The sequence below is a fragment of the Nannocystis pusilla genome (genome assembly GCF_026626665.1).
Taxonomy (GTDB): domain Bacteria; phylum Myxococcota_A; class Polyangia; order Nannocystales; family Nannocystaceae; genus Nannocystis; species Nannocystis pusilla.
Genome location: NZ_JAPNKE010000002.1, coordinates 204,393 through 228,258, shown reverse-complemented (window position 1 = coordinate 228,258; position 23,866 = coordinate 204,393). Strand labels below are relative to the sequence as shown.

16 protein-coding genes and 1 pseudogene are annotated in these 23,866 nt (G+C 74.0%); 13 read left to right on the top strand and 4 right to left on the bottom strand.

The genetic code is table 11. The annotated features are described in order from the left end of the window. Nucleotides 1-9: 9 nt before the first annotated feature. Both OV079_RS01255 and OV079_RS01250 read right to left on the bottom strand, forming a co-directional pair. On the bottom strand, nt 10-924 hold the full coding sequence (locus OV079_RS01255) for a hypothetical protein (protein WP_267765754.1): 915 nt from the start codon (nt 922-924) through the stop codon (nt 10-12). A gap of 191 nt (nt 925-1,115) precedes the next feature. Then, nucleotides 1,116-1,865 carry a gamma-glutamylcyclotransferase family protein gene (locus OV079_RS01250; RefSeq protein ID WP_267765752.1) on the bottom strand — a complete coding sequence of 250 codons (750 nt, stop codon included), beginning with the start codon at nt 1,863-1,865 and terminating at the stop codon, nt 1,116-1,118. A 107-nt stretch (nt 1,866-1,972) separates the two neighbouring features. Here OV079_RS01250 and OV079_RS01245 point away from each other — a divergent pair, with 107 nt between their 5' ends. Then, on the top strand, nt 1,973-7,144 hold the full coding sequence (locus OV079_RS01245; protein ID WP_267765751.1) for an AAA family ATPase: 5,172 nt from the start codon (nt 1,973-1,975) through the stop codon (nt 7,142-7,144). A gap of 232 nt (nt 7,145-7,376) precedes the next feature. Beyond that, nucleotides 7,377-7,811, top strand: coding sequence for a VOC family protein (locus OV079_RS01240; protein ID WP_267765750.1), 435 nt, complete (start codon nt 7,377-7,379; stop codon nt 7,809-7,811). On the opposite strand, the gene OV079_RS01235 is transcribed toward OV079_RS01240, so the two are convergent. After that, complete coding sequence (locus OV079_RS01235) at nt 7,786-8,988, bottom strand: pyridoxal-phosphate dependent enzyme (RefSeq protein WP_267765749.1); 1,203 nt, start codon at nt 8,986-8,988, stop codon at nt 7,786-7,788. The genes OV079_RS01240 and OV079_RS01235 overlap by 26 nt on opposite strands. A gap of 212 nt (nt 8,989-9,200) precedes the next feature. Here OV079_RS01235 and OV079_RS01230 point away from each other — a divergent pair, with 212 nt between their 5' ends. The 11 genes and pseudogenes from OV079_RS01230 (at nt 9,201) to OV079_RS01180 (ending at nt 22,584) form a co-directional block, all read left to right on the top strand. Continuing rightward, on the top strand, nt 9,201-10,301 hold the full coding sequence (locus OV079_RS01230) for a Glu/Leu/Phe/Val dehydrogenase dimerization domain-containing protein (protein WP_267765748.1): 1,101 nt from the start codon (nt 9,201-9,203) through the stop codon (nt 10,299-10,301). Between the two features lie 177 nt (nt 10,302-10,478). Then, nucleotides 10,479-11,372 carry an aminotransferase class IV gene (locus OV079_RS01225; protein WP_267765747.1) on the top strand — a complete coding sequence of 298 codons (894 nt, stop codon included), beginning with the start codon at nt 10,479-10,481 and terminating at the stop codon, nt 11,370-11,372. Then, nucleotides 11,369-12,325 (top strand): iron-containing redox enzyme family protein, encoded by a 957-nt coding sequence (locus OV079_RS01220; RefSeq protein ID WP_267765746.1) that lies wholly within the window; start codon nt 11,369-11,371, stop codon nt 12,323-12,325. Before OV079_RS01225 ends, OV079_RS01220 begins: the two co-directional genes overlap by 4 nt. Continuing rightward, nucleotides 12,306-13,352 (top strand): methyltransferase, encoded by a 1,047-nt coding sequence (locus OV079_RS01215; protein WP_267765745.1) that lies wholly within the window; start codon nt 12,306-12,308, stop codon nt 13,350-13,352. The genes OV079_RS01220 and OV079_RS01215 overlap by 20 nt, the downstream gene beginning before the upstream one ends. 318 nt (nt 13,353-13,670) lie before the next feature. Further along, nucleotides 13,671-14,786 (top strand): class I SAM-dependent methyltransferase, encoded by a 1,116-nt coding sequence (locus OV079_RS01210; protein WP_267765744.1) that lies wholly within the window; start codon nt 13,671-13,673, stop codon nt 14,784-14,786. Nucleotides 14,787-14,937: 151 nt separating this feature from the next. Beyond that, nucleotides 14,938-16,755, top strand: coding sequence for a hypothetical protein (locus OV079_RS01205; RefSeq protein WP_267765743.1), 1,818 nt, complete (start codon nt 14,938-14,940; stop codon nt 16,753-16,755). Between the two features lie 1,066 nt (nt 16,756-17,821). After that, nucleotides 17,822-18,103, top strand: a complete 282-nt coding sequence (locus OV079_RS01200) for a hypothetical protein (protein WP_267765742.1) — start codon at nt 17,822-17,824, stop codon at nt 18,101-18,103. Nucleotides 18,104-18,170: 67 nt separating this feature from the next. Beyond that, a complete protein-coding gene (locus OV079_RS01195; protein WP_267765741.1) occupies nt 18,171-19,304 on the top strand; it encodes a response regulator in 1,134 nt (377 codons plus the stop codon). A gap of 55 nt (nt 19,305-19,359) precedes the next feature. Next, nucleotides 19,360-19,749: pseudogene (locus OV079_RS57040) on the top strand (hypothetical protein); the annotation flags it as partial. Nucleotides 19,750-19,837: 88 nt separating this feature from the next. Then, entirely contained in the window at nt 19,838-20,479 is a 642-nt protein-coding gene (locus tag OV079_RS01185) for a hypothetical protein (protein WP_267765739.1), read from the top strand. A gap of 725 nt (nt 20,480-21,204) precedes the next feature. Beyond that, complete coding sequence (locus tag OV079_RS01180; protein WP_267765738.1) at nt 21,205-22,584, top strand: hypothetical protein; 1,380 nt, start codon at nt 21,205-21,207, stop codon at nt 22,582-22,584. A 209-nt stretch (nt 22,585-22,793) separates the two neighbouring features. Here OV079_RS01180 and OV079_RS01175 read toward each other — a convergent pair whose 3' ends face one another. Beyond that, the gene (locus tag OV079_RS01175; protein WP_267765737.1) at nt 22,794-23,855 is read right to left on the bottom strand and encodes an ABC transporter substrate-binding protein; all 1,062 of its coding nucleotides are present in this window, start codon (nt 23,853-23,855) and stop codon (nt 22,794-22,796) included. Between the last annotated feature and the right edge of the window lie 11 nt (nt 23,856-23,866).

Sequence of the window (23,866 nt, the reverse complement as noted above, 5' to 3'; positions counted from 1 at the left end):
GACGCGACCTCAATCGCCGCCGACGATCTCCGGCCCCTGCGCCGCCAGCTCGGCCACCAGCTCGGCCGACACCCCCGTCCCGCGCAGCTCGAGCCGCCGCAGCCGCGGCAGCCACGGCGCCTCCAGCAGGCATGCCAGCCCCTCGTCCCCCAGCTCCGGCGCGTGCGTGATCGCCAGCGACGACAGCCGGGGCGCCTGCCCCACGAGCGCGTCGAGCAGCGTCGGCGACTCGAACCCGCGCAAGCTCAGGTCGCGCAGCGCGGGCAGGCGCTCGCTCGCCAGCGCCGCGGCGAACTCTGCCTCGTCCAGCGCCTCCGCCACGCCCGATCCGAGCCACACGTCGAGCCGCTCCAGGGCCGGGAACGGCGCCGCGATCAGGGCCTCCAGCGGATCGTCGGCCGCCTCGCCCACGTGCATCACCAGAGCGCGCAGCCGCGGGTGACCGGCCTTGGGCACCAGCTCCCAGCCCTGCTCTCCGTGCAGGTCGAGCCGCAGCAGCGCCGGCAGCTTCGCCAGCGCAGGGCCGACGCCCTGGCACACCCCGCGCGCCGGCGGCAGCTCGCCCGGGAACGCGCCGATGTGCAGCCGCTCGAGCCTCGCCAGCCGCCCCGCGTGGCGCTTCATCAGCGGCAGCGGATCGCCCTCCTCGAACGCCACGTCCCACGGGTCGAGCGCGTACTCGGTCCAGTCGGCGAGGATCAGCGTGCGCAGCCGCGGCGCCCCCGGGTCGCGCAGCAGCGCCGTCAGCAGCCGCAGCCAGGTCGCGCCCGCGTCGTCCTCGCCATCGCCGCCGTCGTCGGGCCGCCGCACCACCGACACCGCCCACGCGATCTTCTCCGGCAGCGTCAAACCCAGCGCGGGGTCATAACAATCGACGATCTGGTCGTCGAGCGTACGCAGCACCTCGAGCGGCGGCCGGGCCATCGTCCGAGGGTACCGTGCGCCGCGACCCGGCCGCAACACCGCGCGCCTGCTCGACGCGCAGCGCCCGACGCCTGGTGCCGCGCCCTCGTCGAGTACGTCCCGCCGATGAACGACGGCTCCCCCGGCCAGCCGAACCCGCCCTGGCGCTGACACCTTTCCTGAAAATCACATGTCCCGAAGGACATCTATGATCATTGCCTCCGCGACGCGCGATGACGGCGCTCAGGCCTTCCGGCCCAGCGCTCGCAGCCCGACCCCGACCCCGAGCACCGGCGCCAGCAGCACCCCCTGGGCCACGCGTCGCGGCAGCGCCGTGAGGTCCTCGGTGCGCTGCAGGGCGTCGAGCCAGCCCTGCGCCAGCCCGCGCAGCGGCCCCGGCTCGCGCGCATGAACACTTCCAGAAAGACGTCGGAGGCCCAGCGCGCCCTCGGCGACGCCTCCGCGTGCGGCAGCGCCTCGAGCCAGGCGCAGTACTCCGGGCGCAGCGCGCTGAGTCGGGCCCCCTCGCGGATCAGCTCGAGGTAGCGCCGCGACGGCGTGCGCTCGCGCTGCAGCCTGCGTCCGGGGGCTGCGATGAACACCTCGGCGATCACCTTACGATCGTCATAGGCGATCACCTCGACCTGCTCGCGCACATAGAAGCGATCGCCGCCCTCGCTGCCGACCAGCGCCGCGAACTGGTGCGCAGTCAGGCGGAGCAGCAGCCCGTGGACCTCGCTGCCGGCCTCGCGGCGAATGCTCGCCATCGCCGGATCGGCCGGCGGCACCCCCGGCATGTCGAACACCAAACGCCAGCCGCACAGCGTCCCGGGCGTGGTGTCCAGCGGCGACAACGCGGCCCTCGTCGCGCGCCTCTGCGGGTGCAGGTTGGAGCCGTAGGCGAAGTACCAGACATCTCCCGAGGATCGCGATGTCGTGTCGACCACTACCCGCTTCACCACCGCCCCGATGCTATCAGCTTTGGCCGCAGCACGGCTCGCGCGCGCCGGCGCGACTTTGCCCTCGCCGCGCGCTGACCCGCGATCGCGGCGCGTGTATCATGTTTCAGGTGTCGCTCCACGGCTACATCACCGTCGAGGTCCTCCACGAGGGGATGAAGTCGGAGGTGCGCCGTGCCACGCGGGCCAGCGACGGTCGCCTCGTGATCCTCAAGGTCCCGCGGGCCGAAGCGGTGACGCACCAGCGGCTCGCCGAGCTGCGCCACGAGTACGACGTCGCCGCGCGGCTCAAGCTGAGCGGCGTCGTCCAGGCGCTCGCGCTCGAGGAGCGCGGCCTGCCCTTCCTCGTGTTCGAGGACTTCGGCGGCCTGTCGCTGACGCAGTGCTTCCCGGGCAAGGTCGGGGTCGGCAGCTTCCTCGCCATCGCCCTCCAGCTGACCGAGACGCTGGCGGCGATCCACGAGCACGGCGTCATCCACAAGGACATCAAGCCGGCCAACATCATCCTCAACCCGCGCACCGGCGAGGTGAAGCTGACCGACTTCGCCATCGCCTCCGCGCTCGCCACCGAGTCGGTCGCGCTCGCGGCCCCCGAGCGCCTGGTCGGCACGCTCGCGTACATGGCGCCCGAGCAGACCGGCCGGGTCGGCCGCGGCATCGATCAGCGCGCCGACCTCTACGCCCTCGGCGTCACCTTCTTCGAGCTGCTCACCGGCCGGCGCCCGTTCGCCCAGAGCGACGCGATGGAGCTCGTCCACGCCCACCTCGCCCGCACCCCGCCCGACCCTGCCGCCCTCGAGCCCAGCATCGGCCGCGAGCTGTCCGCCATCATCCTCAAGCTGATGGCCAAGAACGTCGACGAGCGCTACCGCAGCGCCCACGCCCTGCGGGCCGACCTCGAGTACCTGCGCGCGACCCTCGGCGGCGACAACACCCCCAACCCTGCGCGCACGCGTCGCAGCGCCGAGTTCCGCCTGCCGCAGCGCCTCTACGGCCGCGCCGCCGAGCGCACCCGCCTGCTCGCCGCCTTCGAGCACGCCGCCGCGGGCGAGCGCGCCCTGGCCCTCATCGCCGGCTGGTCGGGCACCGGCAAGTCGGCGCTCGTCCACGAGCTCCACCAGCCGATCGTCGCCCGCCGCGGCAACTTCATCGCCGGCAAGTTCGACCAGTACAACCGCCACGTCCCGTTCGCCTCGCTGCTGCAGACCCTGCGCCAGCTGGTCGAGCTGGTCCTCGCCAGCCCGCTCGGCGAGGTCGAGCGCTGGCGCCGGCGCCTCGCCGACGCCCTCGGCGCGCAGATGGCCGTGCTCGTCGACACCCTCCCCGACCTCGCCCACGTCGTCGGCGAGCAGCCGCCCCCGCCCCCCGTGTCGGGCACCGAGGCGCAGAACCGCCTGCACCTCGCGGTGCTGCGCTTCATCGGCGTGTTCGCCGACAAGGGCCACCCGCTCGTCATCTTCCTCGACGACCTGCAGTGGGCCGACGGCGCGACCCTGCGCCTGCTCGGCGCCTTGCTCGGCGACCACGACCTGCGCCACGTCCTCGTCATCGGCGCCTATCGCGACCACGAGGTCGACGCCTATCACCCGCTGCGCAAGACCCTCGCCGAGCTCGAGCAGGCCGGCGCCAGCATCGAGCGCATCGAGCTTACCCCGCTCGGCCGCGCCGACGTCGCCGCCATCGTCGCCGACGCTCTGGCCGAGACCCCGGCCGCGGTCGCCGACCTGGCCGCCGAGGTCCACCAGCGCACCGAGGGCAACCCGCTGTTCGTGCGCGAGTTCCTGCGCGTCATCCACGGCGAGGAGCTGATCCGCTTCTCGCCCGAGCTCGGCCGCTGGACCTGGGACCTCGCGGCCCTGCGCGCGGCCAGCATCCCCGACGACGTCGCCGACCTGCTGCTCGAGCGGATCCGCCGGCTCGGCCCCGACGTCCGCGCCCTGCTCACCTGCGCCGCCTGCATCGGCGCCCAGTTCGACCTCGACACCCTCGCCGCCGCCGCCGGCAAGCCGAGCAGCGACATCGGCCCCGCGCTGTGGGAGGCGATCGGCCGCGGCCTCGTCGTCCCGATCGACCCCGAGTACCGCCTGCTCCCGTACGGCCACGGCGGCCAGCTGCCCAACGTCCGCCTGCGCTTCCTCCACGACCGCGTGCGCCAGGCCGCCTACACCCTCGTCGACGCCGACGCGCGGCCGCAGATCCACCTCGCCATCGGCCGCCACCTGCTGGCCACCCTGGCCACGCGCGACCGCTCCGAGCTGCTCGAGGCCGTCTCGCACCTCAACCTCGGCCGCGCCGGCCTCACCGGCGCCGAGGAGCAGATCGAGCTCGCCGCCCTCGACCTCGAGGCCGGCCGGCGGGCCAAGGCCGCGACCGCCTACGACGCCGCCGTCGGCTTCCTCCGCGTCGGCGCCGAGCTGCTCGGCCCCGAGCGCTGGCGCAGCCACGACCGCCTCGTCCACGCCCTCTACCTCGAGCTCGCCGAGTGCGAGTATCTGTGCGGCGACTTCGCCCGCGCCGAGCAGGCCTTCGACGTCCTGCTCACCCACGCCGCCTCGCGCCGCGACGCCCTCGCCGCGCGCTCGCTGCGGGTCGTCCTCTACGTCACCATCGGCCGCTCGAGCGACGCCTTGACGATGGGCGTCGACGCCCTGCGCCTCGCCGGCCTCGACGTCCCCGACGGCGACGACGCCCTGCGCGAGGCCGCCGCCCGCGAGCGCGCCGACCTGCAGCGCCGCCTCGCCGGCGCCCCGATCGCCGCCCTCGCCGATCGCCCGCGCAACACGGGCCCCGAGTTCTGCTCGACGATCAAGCTGATCACCGACCTGCTCGCCCCGGCCCAGCTCACCCGCCAGGCGCTGTTCGAGTACCTCTGCCTCAAGCAGATCAACCTCAGCCTGGAGCGCGGCCACGCCGACGCCTCGCCCTACGGCTACCTCGTCTACGCCTTCTACCTCACCACCTCGCGCGGGGCCGTGCGCGAGGCCCACGACTTCGGCGAGGCCGCCCTGGTCGTCAATGAGCGCCTCGGCAACCTCGATCAGGTCCCGCGCCTGAACTTCGTGTTCGGCTCGATCCTGCACTACTACCGCCCGCTGCCCGAGGTCCTCGAGTACCTCGAGCGCGCGCGTTACCACGGCCTCGAGACCGGCGACTACATCTTCGTCTCCTACGCCTGCTCGCACTCGGCGATCGTCCAGTTCGGCGCCGGCACCCCGCTGCGCTCGGTCGCCGCCCAGACCGACGAGTACCTGCACCTCATGCAGCGCACCCGCGTCGCCTCCTCGACCGCCGCGCTGCGGGTGGTCCGGCGCCTCGTCGCGTGCTTGCAGGGCGAGACCGCCGGGCCGACCAGCCTGCAGGGCGACGGCTTCGACGAGGACGCCTTCTTCGCCGCCGCCGAGCGCGATCGCCTGACCTTCGCCACCCTCTGGTACTGCATCGCCAAGCTCTACCTGTGTTTCTTGCACGGCGAGCTCGACGCCGCCCAGCGGTGGATGCGGGCCGCCGAGCAGCGCCTCCTCAACTCGTCGTGGTTCCTCACCACCGAGCTCGCCTTTTATTCGGCGCTCGTCCACGCCGCCCTGCTCCGCCGCGGCGGCGGCGACCTCGACGACTCGCGGCAGCGCCTCGAAGCGCTGCGCGAGCGCTACGCCGTGTGGGCCGCCTCGTGCCCCGAGAACTTCGCCCACAAGCTCGCGCTCGTCGACGCCGAGCGGGCCGACCTCGCCGGCGACGGCCTCGCCGCGCTCGGCGCCTACGACGCCGCCATCGCCGGCTCGCACCGCGGCGGCAGCATGGCCACCGAGGCCCTCGCCACCGAGCTCGCCGGCGCCTTCCACCTGCGAGCCGGCCGCGACAGCATGGCGGCCGCCGCCATCGCCGACGCCGAGGCCGTCTACCGCCGCTGGGGCGCCGCCCCGCGGGCCGACGCCCTCCTGGCCGTCCACGGCAACCTGCTGCGCACCTACTTGCCGCGGGCCGTCGCGCGCCCGCTGCTCGCCGGCGACTCGCTCGAGGCCTCGATCGTCACCGCCACCTCCGTCGACCCGCGCCTCGACCTCTCGAGCGCGATCAAGGCCGCCGAGACCTTCGCCGTCGAGGTCGACCGCAACGCCCTCCTGCGCAAGTTCATGGCGATCCTCGTCGAGAACGCCGGCGCCGATCGGGGCGCGCTCGCCCTCGCCGGCAGCGGCGGCCTCGTGGTCGTCGCCAGCTACGCCGCCGAGCACGGCGTCGTCCTCCACGACGACCTGCCGATCAGCGAGGCCGACGTCCCCGCCGGCCTCGTGCGCGTGTGCCAGCGCAGCGGCCGGGTCCTCCTGCCCGACGACGTCGACAACAACCCCAGCCTGCTCGGCGCCTACCTGCTGCGCGTGCGTCCGCTGTCGCTGGCCTGCTTCCCGCTGCTCAGCCGCGGCCAGCGGATCGGCGCCCTCTACCTCGAGAACCGCGCGATCTGGGGCGCCTTCACCCCGCACCGCCTCGAGATCCTGCGCCTCCTCACCACCCAGCTGGCGATCGCCATCGAGAACGCGCGCATGTTCACCGCGCTCGACGAGGCCCGGCGCTCGGCCGAGGAGGCCAGCGTCGCCAAGAGCCGCTTCATGCTCAACATGAGCCACGAGCTGCGGACCCCGCTCAACTGGATCATCGGCGCCGCCGAGATGCTCGGCGAAGAGGCCGCCGACGACGGCCTCGACGCCATCGCCGGCGACCTCGACAAGATCTCGCGGGCCGGCCGCGGCCTGCTCGGCATCATCTCCGACGTCCTCGACATCACCCAGCTCGAGTCCGGCCGCCTCGTCCTCGCCGCCGCCAGCTTCCCGATCGCCGACGTCGTCCGCGAGGTCGTCGAGGCCCACCTGCCCGAGGTCGAGCGCAACCACTCGACCCTGCGCGTCCACCTCGACCCGCCGCAGTTCGACGTCGTCAACGACCGCATCAAGCTCGCCCAGGTGATCGGCAGCGTCGTGCGCAACGCGGCCCGCTTCACCGAGCGCGGCACCATCGACCTCCGCGTCGTCCGCCGCGGCGATCGCCTCGTCGTCGAGGTCGCCGACACCGGCATCGGCATGAGCAAGCAGCAGCGCACCAAGATCTTCGACGCCTTCAGCCAGGTGGACGACTCGCCGACCCGCAAGGTCGGCGGCATGGGCCTGGGCCTCGCCATCTGCCGCAAGCTGTGCGAGCGCATGGGCGGCACGATCTCCGTCGTCAGCGAGCTCGGCACCGGCTCCACCTTCACCATCGACCTGCCCCTCGTCGTCGGCCCGACCCGCTGATTCGGAGCGTCCCCGCGAGCGCGGTTCCGAACCGACGACCTGCACCCACCTGTCCTTACGGCCATGTCCCATCGGGCCGCCGGCGGGTCACGTCCACGTGACCCGCAGGTGCGGGCGCGCGGCCTTCGGACCCCTGCGGGCCTGCTCGTCGTCGTTCGCGGCTACGGACGCGCCGGATGGTCGCCGCGCCCCGCGGTCGCGTAGCATCGAGCCTCGCGTAGGAGGTTGTGCAATGACCGCTGTCTCGCCCAAGGCCACCGGGATCCACCACGTCTCGATCACCGTCAATGACTACGAGCGCTCGCGGGCGTTCTACACCAGGTTGTTCGAGCTGCTCGGCGGCCAGGTCGTCATGGACGTCGTCGGCGCCCCGCACAAGCACGAGGGCTGTCGCATGATGCTGCTCGCCGCCGGCACCTTCATGCTCGGCGTGTGGGAGGCCGCCCCGGAGCACCGCGGCCGTGCCTTCGATCGCTACAGCGTCGGCCTGCACCACTTCGCCATCGCCCTCGACTCGCGGGCCTCGATCGACGAGGTCCACCGGCGGCTCGTCGAGGCCGGCGTCGAGATCCTCGACGCCCCCGCCGAGTACCCCTACGCCCCCGGCTACTACGCCGTCTTCTTCAGCGACCCCGACGGCATCAAGCTCGAGCTCGTGCACATGTAGCGAGCCCGAAGGTCCGCCCGAGCTCGTCCAGCCACTCGGCCTCGCTGCGGCTGGCGTCGATCGTCAGCGCCGGGCTCGGCGGCGCCGCCCCGGCGAGCTCGCGCACCCCGCCCGTCAGCATCAACAGCGCCCGCTCGCCGGCCGTAAGCCGGCCCTCGTCGATCGCCTTGAGCACCCCGACGCCGGTCAGCAGACCTGTCTTTTCGACCACCTCGTCCGTCCCCGGCAGGCGCGAGAACTCGAACCCCGCCGCCCGCATCCGTGCCAGCAGCGGCGCCTGGTGGCGCGCCAGGTCGTCGTCCGACAGCGCCAGCATCTCCCCGCCGACCTCGCGCAGCAGCGCGGCCAGGCGCGCGTACTCGCGGGCGGGGTCGGTGTTGTAGAGCCCCGGCTCGAGGTAGCGGTCCGGCTCGGGTCGCACGTGCTCGCGCGTCAGCGCCGGCTCGCCCGCTTGCCACGCGCGCACGATCGGCGCGTTGGCCTCCTGCTGGAACCCGAGGAAGCGAGGCACCTCGCTGCGGCGCAGCAGCCCGTGGCCGCGCAGCGCCGCGAAGCACTGGTAGATCCCCGCCGGCCCGAAGCCCGCGCACACCGTCTGCGCCAGGCAGTCGACGCGCCCCAGCTCGGCCGCGCTCTCGAGCACGAACATCGCCCGCACCGCCGACGCCGCCAGCCGCCAGCGGACGTCCGGCACGTGCGCCAGGCCGAACCGCTCCGCGAAGGCGCGCGCGATCCGCTTGACCTCGGGCTCGGGCAGATCGACCGCGATCAGCCGCACGCCCGGGCCGAAGTGATCGCCGCGCTGCTTGTACAGCGTGCGACGCGGCTGAAACAGGAACGCCTCGAGCCCCGCGCGCCCCGCGTACGTCGCCAGCGCCGCGCTCAGGTTGCCGCCCGACGACGCCACCACTCGCTGCACCCCGGCCCGTCGCAGCAGCGCCACGGTCACGCACGCGTCGAGCGCCTTGTAAGTACCGGTGCACATCCGGCTCGACTCGTCGCAGACGATCACCTCGCGCGCCGCGGACCCCGGCAACGCGAACGTCGTCGCGCCCTCGCCGTGCGAGCAGGGCTCGAGGTCCGCGAGCGCCAGATCGACCGCCAGGCCCGGCACCGCGAGCACCTTGTGGTAGCGCAGCAGAAGGCTCTGCGACGCCGGAAATCGTCGATCGATCAAGGATCGCCAGTCCTCTGCCATCCCCGCACCCACCGCCGCCTCGATCCTCCGCGTCGCCGGACGCGCTGTCAAACACCGATGCGCGAGCGAGATCGCGACAGCGACATCGGCGCGCGAGGAGTCTTCTCAGGCCGCGGAGGATGTTGCGAGCGACGGCCGCGCGATGGCCACGCGTCCCTCGCTCCGCTACGCTGTGAACAGCGGCTGGTGGCATGGCGGCGCTGCTCAAGATCGAATACCGCGATCCGCTCGAGCCGGTCACCGGCGTCCTGGTGATCGATCGCCTCGTCGACGGCGTGTGCGCCGGCGGTCTGCGGATCGCCGCCGACGTCGACGCCGACGAGATCGCGGCGCTCGCCCGCAACATGACGCGCAAGCAGGCCGCCTTCGCCCTGCCGGTCGGCGGCGCCAAGGCCGGCCTGCGCATGGCACCCGATCACCCCGCGCGGCCTGCGGTCCTGCGCCGCTTCCTCGCCGCGGTCGCCCCCTTCATCGAGCGCAGCTGGTCGGTCGGCCCCGACCTCAACACCACCATGGCCGAGCTGCAGCGGGCCGCGGGCGACGTCGGCCTGCCCTGCCTCAAGCTCGCCGTCGGGCGCAGCCGCGGCCTCGCCGATCACGAGTTCCTGCGCCGCTACGCCTTCCTCGACGCCGCGGTCGACGGCTGGCCGGTCCACGCCCTGCGCGCCCCCGCGGCCGTGCGCGCCGCCACCCTCGCGCTCGGCCGCGCCCTCGCCCGTCCGGCCGGCCTGCGCGTCGCCATCCAGGGCGCCGGCGCGATGGGAGGCGGCGCCGCCTGGCTCCTCGATCGCGTCGGCTGCCGCGTCGTCGCCTGGGCCGACGACCTCCGCTGCCTCGTCGCCGACGCCGGCCTCGACGTCCCCGTGCTGCTGGCCGGCCGCCGCGACGGTCGCCTCCCCGAGCTCGCCGCCGACGTCCGCCCCTCCGACGCCGTCCTGCAGGTCGACTGCGACGTCCTGATCCTCGCCGCGGTCTCGCGCGCCTTCGCCATCGGCGACATCCCGCGGCTCCGCTGCGCCGGCGTCGTCGAGGCCGCCAACCTCGCGCTCGCCCCCGACGTCGAGGACGCCCTCCACGCCGCCGGCGTCCTCGTGATCCCCGACCTGCTCGCCAGCGCCGGCGGCTCTCTCGCCGTCGAGGCGCTCTACGCCGGCGCCCCGGACGGCCCCGCCGACGTCCTCGCCCACGTCGAGCGCCGCGTCGCCGCCCGCGTCGAACATGTCCTCGCGGACAGCCGCGCGACGGGCCGGTCCCCGCGCGCCGCGCTGACGGAGGCGATCGATGGCCCCTGACCCGGCATGTCCCGAAGGACACATTGAATGTCCCTTGAGACACACCGATCGGGGCATCCTCGTCCCCTGCTCGATCTGCCTCTCGGGACATCTCCCCTGTCCCATGCGCCACCCTCCGCCTCCCGCCCGACCTGTCCCCGAGGACATCCTCCGACCTCTCCGCGGGAGCGACCGGCCGTGACCGACATCGTCTGGCTCGACGGACAGCTCGTCCCCCCCGAGGCCGCGCGCTTCGGCCTCCTCACCCACTCTCTGCACTACGGCACCGCCGTGTTCGACGGCGGGCGCCACTACCGATTGGCCGACGGGGGCGTCGGCGTGTTCCGCCTCGACGACCACCTGCGCCGCTTCCTCGCCAGCGCCGAGAGCCTGTGGATGACCCTGCCCTGGCGCGCCCGGCAGCTCCGCGACGCCACGCTCGCCGTCGTGCGCGCCAGCGGCCGCGGCGACGGCTACGTCCGCCAGCTCGCCTTCTACGGCGACCAGCGGATCGGCCTCGGCGCGCACAACCCCGTCCACGTCGCCGTCGTCGCCTGGGAGCCCGGCGGCCCGCCCGGCGCCCCCATGAAGGTGCGGATCGCCTCGCTCGGCCACGGCGCCGGGTGGATCCCCACCGCCAAGCACGCCGGCCACTACGGCCGCGCCTTCCTGGCCCTGCGCGAGGCCCAGGCCTCCGGCCACGACGACGCCCTCTTCCTCGGCGAAGACGGCACCGTCGTCGAGGCCACCGGCGCCAACCTCTTCATCGTCCGCGACGGTCGCCTCGTCACCCCGCCCGACCACGAGCCGCTGCTGCCCGGCATCACCCGCGCCACCGTCCTCGCCCTCGCGGCCGACCTCGGCGTCCCCGCATGCGAGGCCCCGATCCCGCGCCACCACCTCGTCACCGCCGACGAGGTCTTCCTCGCCAACAGCGCCGCCGAGCTGCGCCCCGTCGTCCTGCTCGAGGGCCGGCGCTTGCCCGCCCCCGGCCCCGTCACCGCCGCGCTCGTCGCCCGCTACCGCGCCGTCGTCCGCGGCGAGGACCCGCAGCGTCGGCCGTGGATCGCCCGCGTGGAGGACCTCGCGTGATCGCCATCCTCGTCGCCAACGTCCGCGCCGCTCTCGGTGATCGTACGCCCAAGACCGCGGCCGACGCCGCCCACGCGCTCGGCCGCCTCGCCGCCCTCGCCTTCGCCGGCGACGACTACGCCGCGGTCGCCTACCACGGCCTCGTCTGGGACCTGCACGCCGACCCCGACCCGCGCACCTACGCCGTGCGTCGCTTCGTCGTCGAGGCCGGCTACGCCGTCGAGGAGGCCCACGTCCCGCCCGTCGCGCTCGAGCCGCTGCTCGCCCCCGCCGACCTGCTCGCGCGCCTGCAGGCCGAGCAGCACCAGCGCACCGGCCTGCGCCACCCGATGTCGGAGCACCTGTTCCACGGCGACCCCAGCCTCGCCGACCTCAAGATCTACCTGCGCCACCACTGGCACCGCTCGCGCCTCTTCTACCGCGAGCTGACCGAGCTCGCGCTGAGCTGTCCCTTGGGTCATGCGAGCGTCCTCCACCGCAACCTCTACGACGAGACCGGCGGCGAGGACGGATCGCAGGCCCACCCGGTCCTGCTGCAGCGCCTCCTGCGGCACTTCGACCTCCCGCACGGCTTCGACGACCGCCCCGAGCTGCCCGAGGCTCAGGCCTACCTCAACAACCGGATCCGCTGCGCCCGCCACCCCGACCTCGCGTGGGGCCTGGCCGTCCTGTTCTCGCTCGAGGCCGGCACCCCCGCCACCCACGGCAACATCCACGCCTTGCTGCAGCGCTTCGACGTCCCCGAGCCCGCGCGCGAGTTCCACCGGATCCACATGAGCGCCGACGTCGAGCACGCGCGCGAGACCGCCGAGCTGATCGGCGCCGTCGTTCACAGCCCCGCGGATCAGGCGATCCTGTTCGCCTCGCTCCGCTACCACCGCGCCCTGGGGCAGCGCTACTTCGACGCCATCTGGCGCGAGATGCAGGCGACGCATGACCACCGCGACCGGTGAGAAGCTCCTCCTCGAACTGCTCGACGGCTTCCTCGGCAGCAAGCTGCTGATGACCGCCTACAAGCTCGACCTCTTCACCGCCGCCCGCGAGCCGATCGCCCGCGACGCCCTCAGAGCCGCCCTCGACCTGCCCGAGCGCTCGTTCAAGATCGTCGTCGACGCCTGCGTCGGCCTCGGCCTGCTTCAGGAGGACGAGCGCGGCGTCGCCACCCCGGCCGCCCTCGCGCCCTTCCTCGTGCGCGCCCCCGATCGCCCGTTCCAGACCACCACCTATCTGCTCGAGTACTACGACGAGGTCTACCGCGCCCTCGCCGACATGGACGCGCTCGTGCGCAGCGACGGCGCCGCCTCGCCGTTCAAGCTGCGCGACTACTTCAAGGACGACGTCGACGCCATCGACCCGCAGGTCGCCGCCGAGTACTCGCGCTACATGGACGCCACGATCGCCAGGATCGTCGAGGTCGTCCTCGCCACCTATCCCTTCGGACAGCACCGCCGCCTGCTCGACCTGTGCGGCAACACCGGCAGCTTCTGCGCCGCGATCGTCGCCGCCACCCCCGGCCTCCACGGCGCCTTCCTCGACGTCCCCGCCTGCGTCGCCATCGGCCGCCGTCAGCTCGCGGCGCGCCCCGAGCTCGCCGGCCGCGTCGAGGCGATCGCCGGCGACGTGTTCCGCACCCCGCTGCCCGCCGGCTACGACGTCATCACCATGTGCCGCTCCGCCATGGACTGGGGCGACGACAAGATCGTCGCCGTCTACCGCCGCGCCCACGAGGCCCTCCCGCCCGGCGGCCGCCTCCTCGTCATCGAGCGCATGCTGCCCGAGCGCGTCCTCCGCGAGGCCTTGCCGATGTACCTGCGCGGCGTCTACTTCCTCGCCAAGTCGGAGAGCACCCGCTACCGCTCGCCGCGCGAGCACGTCGCCCTGCTGCAGGCCGCCGGCTTCGCCGCCACCGAGGAGCTCGAGCCCCCGCGCGCCCCTTACGAGTTCTTCCAGTCGATGCGGATCCTCGTCGCCAGCAAGTGACGTGGTCTCGACTCGCGCGACGCCACCTCGACCGGCTCGCGCTCCTCTCACCGCACCTCGGCGTCAGCACCTGACGCCGCCCCGTCCCCCGCACTTCCGCCAGCCATCGCCGCCGCCCCATCCCCCGCACTTCCGCCAGCCATCGCCGCCGCCTCGCCCCCGCACTTCCGCCAGCAATCGCCGCCGCCTCGCCCCTGCACTTCCGCCAGCCATCGCCGCCGCCTCGCCCCCGCGCAGCGCCGCCGCACCTCGCCCGCGACCGACGCTGCCTTGCTTTCACGAAACTCCGTCGCACCCCCGCAACTGATGCCGCCCGCCTTGCCCACGCTCGCCGCGATCGCCCAGGTCCCCGACGACCTGCTCGCCGCCGCCGTCGCGCTGTGCCTCGACGCTGCCGCCCTGCCCGTCCTGCTCGGCGCCCTCGACCTCGATCTCCTGGCCCGCCTCGCCCGCGGCCCCGCCACTCTCGACTGGCTCGCCGCCGAGCAGGCCGATCGCACCGGCGACGCCGCGCTCGAGATGCTCCTCGAGCTCGGCAGCGGCTTCGGCCTGTTCGCCCTCCGCGACCGTCGCTACGAGCTCACCGCCCTGTCCCGCACTTTCTTCTTGGAAGACTCGCCGCTGCGCCTGCTCGGTCTCGTCGATCGTCACCGCCGCTACGTCGACGCCATCGCCGCTCTGCCCGCCGCCCTGCGCGACACCAGGCGAGCCGATCGCCGCGTGTGGTCCCCGGCCGCCGACGCCGGCGCCCAGGCCGACTACTTCCGCGCCCGCGCCGCCTTCAACGAGGCCAGCCGCGACTACTTCCGCGACACTGCCTCCTTGCTGGCGCGCGCCCACGGCCCGCGCGACCTCCGGGCCCACCGCGTCGTCTGCGACGTCGGGGCCGGGCCCGCGGCCTTCGCCGCGATCCTCAAGGCATCCGCGCCGCACCTGCAGGTCCACGCCGCCGAGGTCACTTACAAAGATCCCGCCTACCTCGCCGCCACCGCCGCAGACCTGCGCGCCGAGGGCCTCGACGTCGCCCTGCACCCCGTCAACGTCCTCCACGAGCCGCTCCCGCCGGCCATCGATCTGCTGACCGCCAACCGCCTGTTCTCCGGCCTCGATCGCAGCGGCGCCGAGGGCTGGGCCGCGCGCCTCCACGCCGCGCTGGCCCCCGGCGGCACGCTCGCCCTGGTCGACTTCTTCGCCACCGGCGACCCCGCCCACGACCGCTCGCTCGCCGCCCTCGTCGCCCTGTGGATGGCCTGGAACCGCCACGAACTGCAGCGCGTCCCCCTCACCGATCCCAGCGACGACCGCCACGCCTGGGGCTGGAACCCGCCGTGGCGCTGCGACGAACTGAGCCGCCTGCTCGCGCGCGTCGGCTTCCACGACATCCGCGCGCGCAGCGTCGTCCCCCCGTTCGCCCTCGTCGAGGCTCGCAAGTGAAGCGCAGCGAGACCGCGAACCGCCGACCCGTCGCGCCGCCGCGAGCGCCCCGTCGATCCTCCTCGGCTCGCCCCATCCTCGCGCGCGTCACCGCGATGCTGCTCACGTCTCCGCCGACGACGCTTCGCCGTCGCGGCCCGCGAGGTCCGCTGTGACCCTCGACCCCACGCCTGTCCGCTGCTGCGACGTAGTCTGCCGCGACCTCGCCCGCGACAACGTCCTCGTCTACGGCGTCCACAGCCGCGAGGCCCGCGTCGTCGCGCGCGCGGCCGCCGACGCCCTCGTCGCCGCGCGCCGCTTCCGGCCGCTCGCCGAGCACATCGACCTCGCCACCCGCGGCTGCCCGGCCGAGGAGGCCGCCAACATCCAGAGCGGCCTGCTCGCGCTCGCCGACGCCGGCATGTTCGTCTCCTTCGCCGACCTCCGGCGCGTCTGCGTGCCCGACGAAGCGCCGCCGCCGATCGATCTCGTCGCCATCCCCAGCGCCGATCGTCCCGCCGCGGCCGAGCGCGCGGTCGCCTCGCTGCTCCTCGACGCCCGCCGGTTCGCGCGCGACCGCGAGCTCGTCGTCGCCGACGGCTCGAGCGATCCGTCCGTCCGCGCCGACTACCGCGCCCGCCTCGCCGGCCTCGCGCGCGCGCACGCGGCCCGCCTCGTCTACGTCGGCGCCGACGAGCGCCGCGAATTCATCGCTCGCCTCGCCGCCCGCGGCCACGACCCCGACCTCCTCGCCTTCGCCCTCGCCGACCCCGAGCGCACCGGCATGGCCTATGGGACAGGTCGCAACGCCCTCCTCCTCCGCGCCGTCGGCCGCCGCTTCGTCTGCCTCGACGACGACGTGATCGCCCGCCCCGTCGACCCGCCCGATCCCCTGCCCGGCCTCAGCCTGTTCACCGGCGACGGCGAGGGCTACGACAACTACCAGCCGCAGGACATCTGGTTCTACCCCGACCGCGCCGCTGCTCACGCCGCCGCGCGCTGGTCGGACCGCGAGGCCCTCGACGGTCACGCCGAGATGCTCGGCCGCCCGCTGCCCGCCCTGCTCGCCGCCGTGCCCGCCGGCGCCCCGATCGAGCTCGACGACTGCCTCGACCGCGCCATCCTCCGCCGCCTGCGCGGCGGCCAGGGCCGCGTGCGCGTCACCTTCCAGGGCCTCCTCGGCGACCTCGGCTGGTACGCCCCGACCTGGTGCCTCCTGTTCGACCGGGCCAACCGCGAGCGCTTGCTCGCCTCCGAGGAAACCTACCGGCGCGCGCTCGCCTCGACCCGCCAGGCCCTCCGCCTCGTCCGCCGCGCCACCGTCGGCGACGGCCGCTACTGCCAGGGCGCCGTCCTCGGCCTCGACCACCGCGACCTCCTGCCGCCCTTCTTCCCCGTCGGCCGCTACGAGGACGGCGTGTTCCGCACCACCCTGCGCGCCCTCGACGACACCACGCTCTTCGGACATGTCCCATCGGCCCTGGTCCATGAGCCAGTCGCGGAGCGGTCCTGGGCCGAGGGCGACGTCTGGCGTCCGGGCGGCTGGGTCCGCCTCGGCGAGATCGTCGTCCAGTGCGTGCGCGCGGCCGCCTCGCCGCTCCCCATGCCCGCCCTCGGCGCCCACCTGCGCGAGCTCGGCCGGCTCGCCCCCGCCGACTTCCGGGCCTTCGTCGCCCTGCGTCTGTGGCGGCAGAAGGAGCTCTACGCCCGCCACCTCGAGATCTTGCTGGCGCGACACGGCGGCGGTCCGTCCTACTGGGCCGACGACGTCCGGCGCCACCTCGACGCCCTCGCCGAGCACGCCGCCACCCGCGAATATCCGGCCCCGCGCGACCTCCTCGGCGACGGCGGCGATCCCGACCACGCCCTCGCCCGCGCCCAGCGGCTCGTGGCCCGCTTCGGCGAACTCCTCGTCGCCTGGCCCGACATCGAGCGGACCACCGCCGAGCTCGTCGAGGCCGGTCACCGGCTCGGCGTCACGCTCGCGTGAATCGTCGCCTCTGCGGCCTTACCGCGGCCGCCCCGGCGCCGCCACGCGTCGGCCGAATAACGACGTAAACGGCGGACAAAGCCCCGCGCCCACGGCGTCACCGCCGGCCCGCACCATTCTCCCGGCGTGGGCCGACTGCAGCGAATCGCGGCAGCACGCGCGAGCGATTTCGCGTATTCGCAGATCTGCGAATACGCGCATTCGACCGCCGCGCGCGCCGGAGCGGCCGCGTCGGCTTGCAAATCGCCGCCGTCGCCCGGTCCAACCCCTGTGCCCTCCGACCCGCGGCCGGGAATCATCGGACTCGTCGACCGCTGCGGCAGCGACGGCTGCGCGGCGCCGCCGCGGCCGCCAGCGCCCTCTCGCGGCCGCGACGCCGATGTGGGCCGCGCCGCCACCCGCGCCCCGGGCGATCGCCCCGGCGCGAGGAATGTGGGCAGGGCTCGCGCTCTGCCCACATCCGCCGCCCGCAATACCGGCCCCCTGTGTTCACAACACCCCGCGCTCGCGGCTCGGCGCACCGCCGCGAACAATCGCCGCCCGCCGCGCGAAACAATCGTCGCGCGCCCGGGCCGCCGACGAATCACCGTAAGGACGCCGTTCTCACGGTCTCGACGCAAAGCGAGCTGTTCCGCCCGTCGACGCCGACGGCCGCGAACGGGCGCCAGCCCCCCGGACGCCACAATCCTGTCAGCGCGAAATCGCCGCCGAAGGCCGGTTCACCCGTCTTCACAATGCCTCGACCCGCGCTCGGCGCCCCTCATTGTCGCTTGCGGCGGCATCGGCGAGGCGCGTCGATCCTGCCGCGACGTCACTCCCATCGTTTTTCCCAATCACATGTGTATGACGATCGGCGACCGGACACCTGTTCTCTTTTTGGTTGCCTTCCAAGCTCGTCCTTGCGATGATGACAGGGCGTCGAATCCGATAGCGATCGCACTGGAACCGTTCACGCCGAGCGGTCCCGCCAAGGAGATTTGTCATGGGTAATACATCGAATCAGGTCAAGAAGGCGATGGAGATTGACGGAGCGATCGCCGCGGCGATTGTCGATAGTGAGAGCGGCATGACGCTCGCGACCGCCGGCGGAACCGCCGCGTTCGACATCGAGGTCGCCGCCGCCGCCAACACGAACGTCGTCCAGGCCAAGCTCAAGGCGATGAGCAGCCTGCGGCTCGCCGACGAGCTCGAGGACATCCTCATCACGCTCGGCAAGCAGTACCACATCATCCGCCCGCTGCGGCGCACGCCGGCGGTCTTCTACTACCTCGCTTGCGAGCGCAGCCGGACCAACCTGGCGATGGCGCGCCGCAGCCTGGCCGAGATCGAGCAGGCGACGACGCTCTAGCCCGGCCTGGACCGACGCGTCGGCGCACCGAGCTCGTGCGTCGGCGCCGGCACTGGAGGCGTGTATTTTGGCTTCGCTGTTCATCGTCGACGACGATTCGCAGTTCCGCAGCGCGCTGACGCGCGAGCTCGAAGGGCGCGGCTTCCAGGTCGCGTCGGCGGCCTCGGTCCACTCGGCTCTGGCGGCGCTGGCGAAGCAGCCGGCCGACGTGGTGCTGACCGACCTGCGGCTGGGCGGCCCCGACGGGCTCGACCTGCTCAAGCTGCTGCCGAGCGTGTCGCGACGGACGCGCACGATCCTCATGAGCGCCCACGCCTCCGCGCGCGATCATCAGATCGCCACCGAGCTCGGCGCGGTCGACATCCTCCTCAAGCCGTTCTCCTCCGCCGAGCTGCTTCGATCGATCCAGAAGGCGATCGACTGCGAGACCGGGTTTCAGGGCAGCGTCCACGGCCTGTCGCTCATCGACATGGCGCAGATGTTCCACCTCTCGCAGCGCTCGGTCACGATCGTCGTCACCCACGCCGACCAGCCGCCCAGCAAGATCCACTTCCGCCGCGGCGAGATCATCGACGCCGCCCACGGCTCCGCCTCCGGCTGCGCCGCCTTGCGAGCGATCCTCGCCAGCTCCTCGGGCACGCTGCACACCACCAGCCTCGAAGCGGACGTCGTCCCCACCATCGACGCCCCCTTCGATCAGCTGCTGCTGGCCAGCCTCAGCCAGCTCGACGAGGAGCAGCACGAGCACCGCCGCGCGGAGGTCGGCCAGACCGTGTTCGAGCTCGATGGCATCGTCGACGACGAGCCCGCCGCGCCCCCGCCGGCCGAGAGCCCCGCGCGCCTCCCCGTGGCCGACGCCGCGTGCCGGCGCCTGGCCGAGTCGGTCGACGGCGCGCTCGCCTGCAGCGTCGTCGACCTCGCGCGCGGCGTCCTGGTCGGCCACCACGAGCGTCGCCGCGGCGCGGTCGCGCTGCCCGAGGCCGCCCTGGCCGCGGCGGGCGTCGACCTGTTCGGCGGCCGGATCGCGCTCGGCCGGCTGCACGAGGTCCAGCTGACCGCCGCCGAGCACTACATCTTCGCCCGGCGCCTCGCCAGCCGCGAGTGGGCGCTCCTCCTCTGCACCGACCGGTCGATCAGCATCGGCCTCGGATGGGCGCAGCTGCGCGCGCAGATCGGGCTGGTCGAATCGCTGGCGCCATGATGCAGATCACGCAGATCGTGCAGGGGATGCAGGGGACGCAGGGGAGGATCCGGACATGGCAGTCTTCGAACCAGACCGCGCGCGGATCGTCCTGCGCATCGTCTATGACGGGCCCGGCCGCGCCGGCAAGACCACCAACGTCGAGCAGCTCGCGCGCATCTTCGGCACCAGGCCCGGCGACGAGCTGCAGGTCCACCCGGCGGCCACCGGTCGCACGATCTTCTTCGACTGGTTCAGCTTCGACGGCGGCGTGCTCGACGGCCAACAGCTGCAGGTCCAGGTCGTCACCGTGCCCGGCCACAAGAGCCTCGAGCCGCGGCGCGCCCACATCTTGCGCGGCGCCGACGTCGTCGTGCTGGTGTGCGACAGCGCCGTGTCCGGCCAGGACTCGGCGCGCGAGATGCTCGACAGCCTGCGCGAGCACCTCGGCAGGAGCGCGGTGCACGTGCCGCTGCTGGTCCAGGCCAACAAGCAGGACCTCCCGAGCGCCATGCTGCCGCACGAGCAGGGCCGCGCTGCGCCTCGGGCCCGACGTGCCGGTGATCGGCGCCCAGGCCTCCGCCGGCATCGGCGTCCGCGAGACCGCGGTCGGCGCGATCCGTGCCGCCGTGCGGCAGATGAAGCAGCGCACCGCCCGCGAGGGCCTGGGCGCCCTCGCCGGCCAGGCCGGAACCGCCGAGCAGCTGCGCGCCGCGCTGCAGACGATCGAGAGCATCGGCACCCACCGCAGCGCCGACGACGAGGCCCGCCGCGGCCCGTCGCGCCCGCAGCCGGACGAGGGCCGGGTCGTCTACATCCGCTCGGCCAAGCGGACCACGCCGTTCGCCGGCGACGACGCTCCGGCCCGCCCGCGCACACGACATGTCCCCGAGAGCATGTCCGAAAGACCCGCCGCCGAACGCCCCGCGCGGCCGAAGATCCCCGTGTCGGCCATGTTCATCGAGCCGACCCCGCACGTCGAGCTGCCCGACATCCCCTCGCCCCCGGCCCCGACCGTCCGCGTCCCGCCGCCGCCCGTGCTCGCCCACGCCGACGCGCCCGTCGCCGTCGCCGAGCCGTTCGATCTCGAGGAAGCTCGCTCCGAGCCCGACGCGCCCGGCGGCGCCCTCTCGACCTTCGCCCCCCGAGCCACGGCACCCTCCGCGACCGCTGGCCGACCGAAGCGCCGCCCCTGAGCGAGGAGCCGCCCGACCCCGCAGCCTCCCCGCAGGACGCCGACGAGGCCGCGCCCTCCGCCCCGGACGACACGCCGGATCTTCGACCCCGCGAGACGCACGCCTCCGGGCCCGACCGGGAGGACGCCGCCCCCTCGCCGCCTGCACATGTCCCCGAGGACAGCCTCTCTCCGGCCGCCTCCGAGCCCGACCGGCAAGACGCCGCGCCCACGCCTGCACATGTCCCCGAGGACAGCCTCTCATCGGCCGCCTCCGAGCCCGACCGGCACGACGCCGCGCCCACGCCTGCACATGTCTCCGAGGACAGCCTCTCTTCGACCGCCTCCGGGCCCGACCGGCAGGACGCCGCGGCTGCCCCCGCGGACGGCCGCGCCTTCGCAATACCTGTCCAGGAGGACAGCTCCGCCGTCCCGCTCGCCCACCTCTCCGAAGCCGGCCATCCGCCCGAACGACCCGCTTGGGGCGCCGAGTCCCGCACACCCGCGCCGTCCGTCCACGGCGACGCCGGCCGTGATTCTCGCGGCCGAGAGGTCCCGCGGGACCGCGCCGCCGCGGCCGCCACGGCCTCGCCAGGACCTGTCCCCGCGGACAGCTCCGTCGCGCCCGCGCCCCTCCCCGAGGACGATCATCCCCCCGGCCAACCTGTACTGGAGGACAGCACCGTCTCGCCCGCCCCCCGCGACGCTCGTCCTCCCGACCGCCCTGCCCAGGAGGACAACTCAGCCATGCCCGCCCGGCTCGTCCACATCCCTGGGGACCGCGCTCCGAGAGACCCTCCCGGCCCGCACGACAGCGCCTCCGCGGCATCTCCCTCCGCTGTCCTCGAGGACAGCCACGCTGGATCGCCGCCGGACTCTGCGACGGCGTCGGCCTCGTCCGACGCCGTCCGCGGGGACAGTCCCACGGCGAACGCGCTCCCGGCCTCTCTCCCCGGCGAGAAGGACCGCACAGCCACGACAGCCGCTCCCGTCGACGCCCCCGGGGACCTCCGTTCCGCCGGGCCGCCAGCGCACGCCGCCGAAGTCCACGCCACGAGCGCCCCCGCTCGACCTGTCCCCGAAGCCATTCATGCTTCATCCTCGGCCGCCGCGCGGGACGGCGCCCCCGCTCGACCTGTCCCCGAGGACATTCACCCCGCAGCCTCGCCGGCCGCGGGAGATGCCATACCTGTCCCCGAGGACATCCACCCCGCAGCCTCGCCGGCCGCGGGAGACGCCCTACCTGTCCCCGAGGACATCCGCTCCGCAGCCTCGCCGGCCGCGGGAGACGGCGCCGCTCCACCTGTCCCCGAGGACATCTACGCAGTCTCGACCCCGCCCTCCCAACCTGTCTCCGCGGACACCCCGCCGTCGCCCGCCACGGACACCGAGCCCGCGCCCGACGACCTCGCCGTTCCCCGGCCGGACCTCCCGCCCGGCCACGTCTGGCCGGTCCCGGCCGGTCGTCACGTGCTCGAGCGGATCGCCGGCGGCCCGCTCGTCCGCGCCCGTCTTTCAGGACATGCCCCTTCGAGCATGCTCTACAAGACAGGCGGCTTCTGCCTGCGCACCCGCCTCGAGTGGCGCTTCGGCGACGACGAGCGCGGCCGGGCCGCCCTCCGCGAGCACGTCCGGCGCGCCGCGCGTCTCGGCCCGCTGCTGCCCGCGGACACGGCGGTCGCCCTGGCGGTCGGCGCCGGCGATCACGTCTTGTGGCACATCGTGCCCGACCTGCCCGCCCTCGGCGCCGAGCTGCGCACCGCCGCCGGGCCCGAGCGCCCGCACCAGCTCGTCCGGCTCGCCTCCGCCTACGCCACGGCCCTGCGCCTCGGCGCCCGCGAGGGCCTCGCGCTCGACCTCGAGGCCCACGCCTTCGCCGAGCAGGACGGCCGGTGGGTCTACCTCGGCGATCGACTCGGCGAGCCCATGCCCGCCCCGGCCCTGCTCGACGCCCTGCTGCGCCCGCCCGCCGGGCCGCTCGCGGCCTGGCTCGACGCCCTCGACCAGGTTCTGCCCACCGTGCTCACGCGCGACGACGTCGCGACCCTGGGCCTCGCGGGCGCCCTCGCGAGCTCCGAGGCCGCCCCCGAGGCCCGCCTCCGCGCGCTCCTCGAGCGCTGCGCCTGAACCCGCCTCGCCGCGGACCCGCGAGCGCGGGCGCTCCGCCTGAGCCCACTCATGACGCGGATGGATCGAGCCGCGAGGTCGGACCGCGGTACGTCCTTGCAAGCCTCGAGCGCCCCGCCTGAGCCCTCCTGCGACGTGGATCCACAGGCGTCGCGAGGTCGACTGCGGTACTGCATCCTCGGGCTCGCGTCGCACAACCGCGACCGCCGTCACGCCTCGACCCAACCCTCCGCCGTCAGCCGCAGCAGCGCCACCTCATCGAAGATCACCGGCCGCCGCGCCTCCTTGCGCGGGCTGACCCGCATCAACGGGCTGCGCCAGCCCCCGTCCAGGCTGTCCAGCGCAGCCAGCAGCCGCGCCCGCGACGAACACGGCCCCGCGCGACGGAGCAGCTCGACCGTCAGCTCCGCCAGCGCCTGCCCGCCCACGCTCGTCCCCGTCACCTCGATCTGCGGCGCCTGCCGGGCCATCAACGCCCGGTGCTCCGCGATCGCCGGCGAGTCTGACCCTTCGGCCATGTGCAGCCAGTGCGACCCGATCACCCCCTCGCCCGCCGCTCCGAGCATCGCCGTCAAGCCATCGACGAACCCGACCAGCCAGCGCGGCCGGAACCCGCGGCGCTGCCCGTGCAGGATCGCCGCCACCTCCTGCTCCGGGCGGACCACCGCCAGCACCGCCTCCATCCCCTCCGCCTGCATCGCCTCGACCGCCGGCTCGATCGCCTCCTCCGGGCCCAGCCAGCGCGACCGCTCCGGCGCCCGCCCCAGCCCCGTGGCGAAGCCGGCCACCCAGTCGCGGCCGAACGCAGTGTCGTACGTGATCGTCCCGACCCGCGCGAGCTCGCGGACGTGCAGCCCGAGCGCGCGCCCGTTGCTGTGATACGGCACGTTGGCCACGCACATGTTCGTCCGCGGCGCGTCGGCCATCGACGACGCCCCGGTGACCACCGCGAGGTCGGGGATGTTCGCGGTCGCCAGTCGGTCGAGCACCGTCAAGTGCGGCGGCGTCCCGACGCACATCAAGAAGCCGAACACCGCGTGCTCCGCCAGCAGGCGCTCGACCACCGCCGGCGTCTCCGCGGGATCGTAGCGATCGTCGCCGACGATCAGCGCGATCCGGTGCCCGTGTACCCCGCCGGCCGCGTTGACCTCGGCGAACAGCGCCTGGGCCGCCACGGCGATCTCGCCGAACATCGCCATCGTCCCGGTGAGCGGCGCGTGGCAGCCGAAGCAGATCGTCGCGCCCGGCCGCAGTGCCTGTTCCGACTCCATCCTCATCCCTC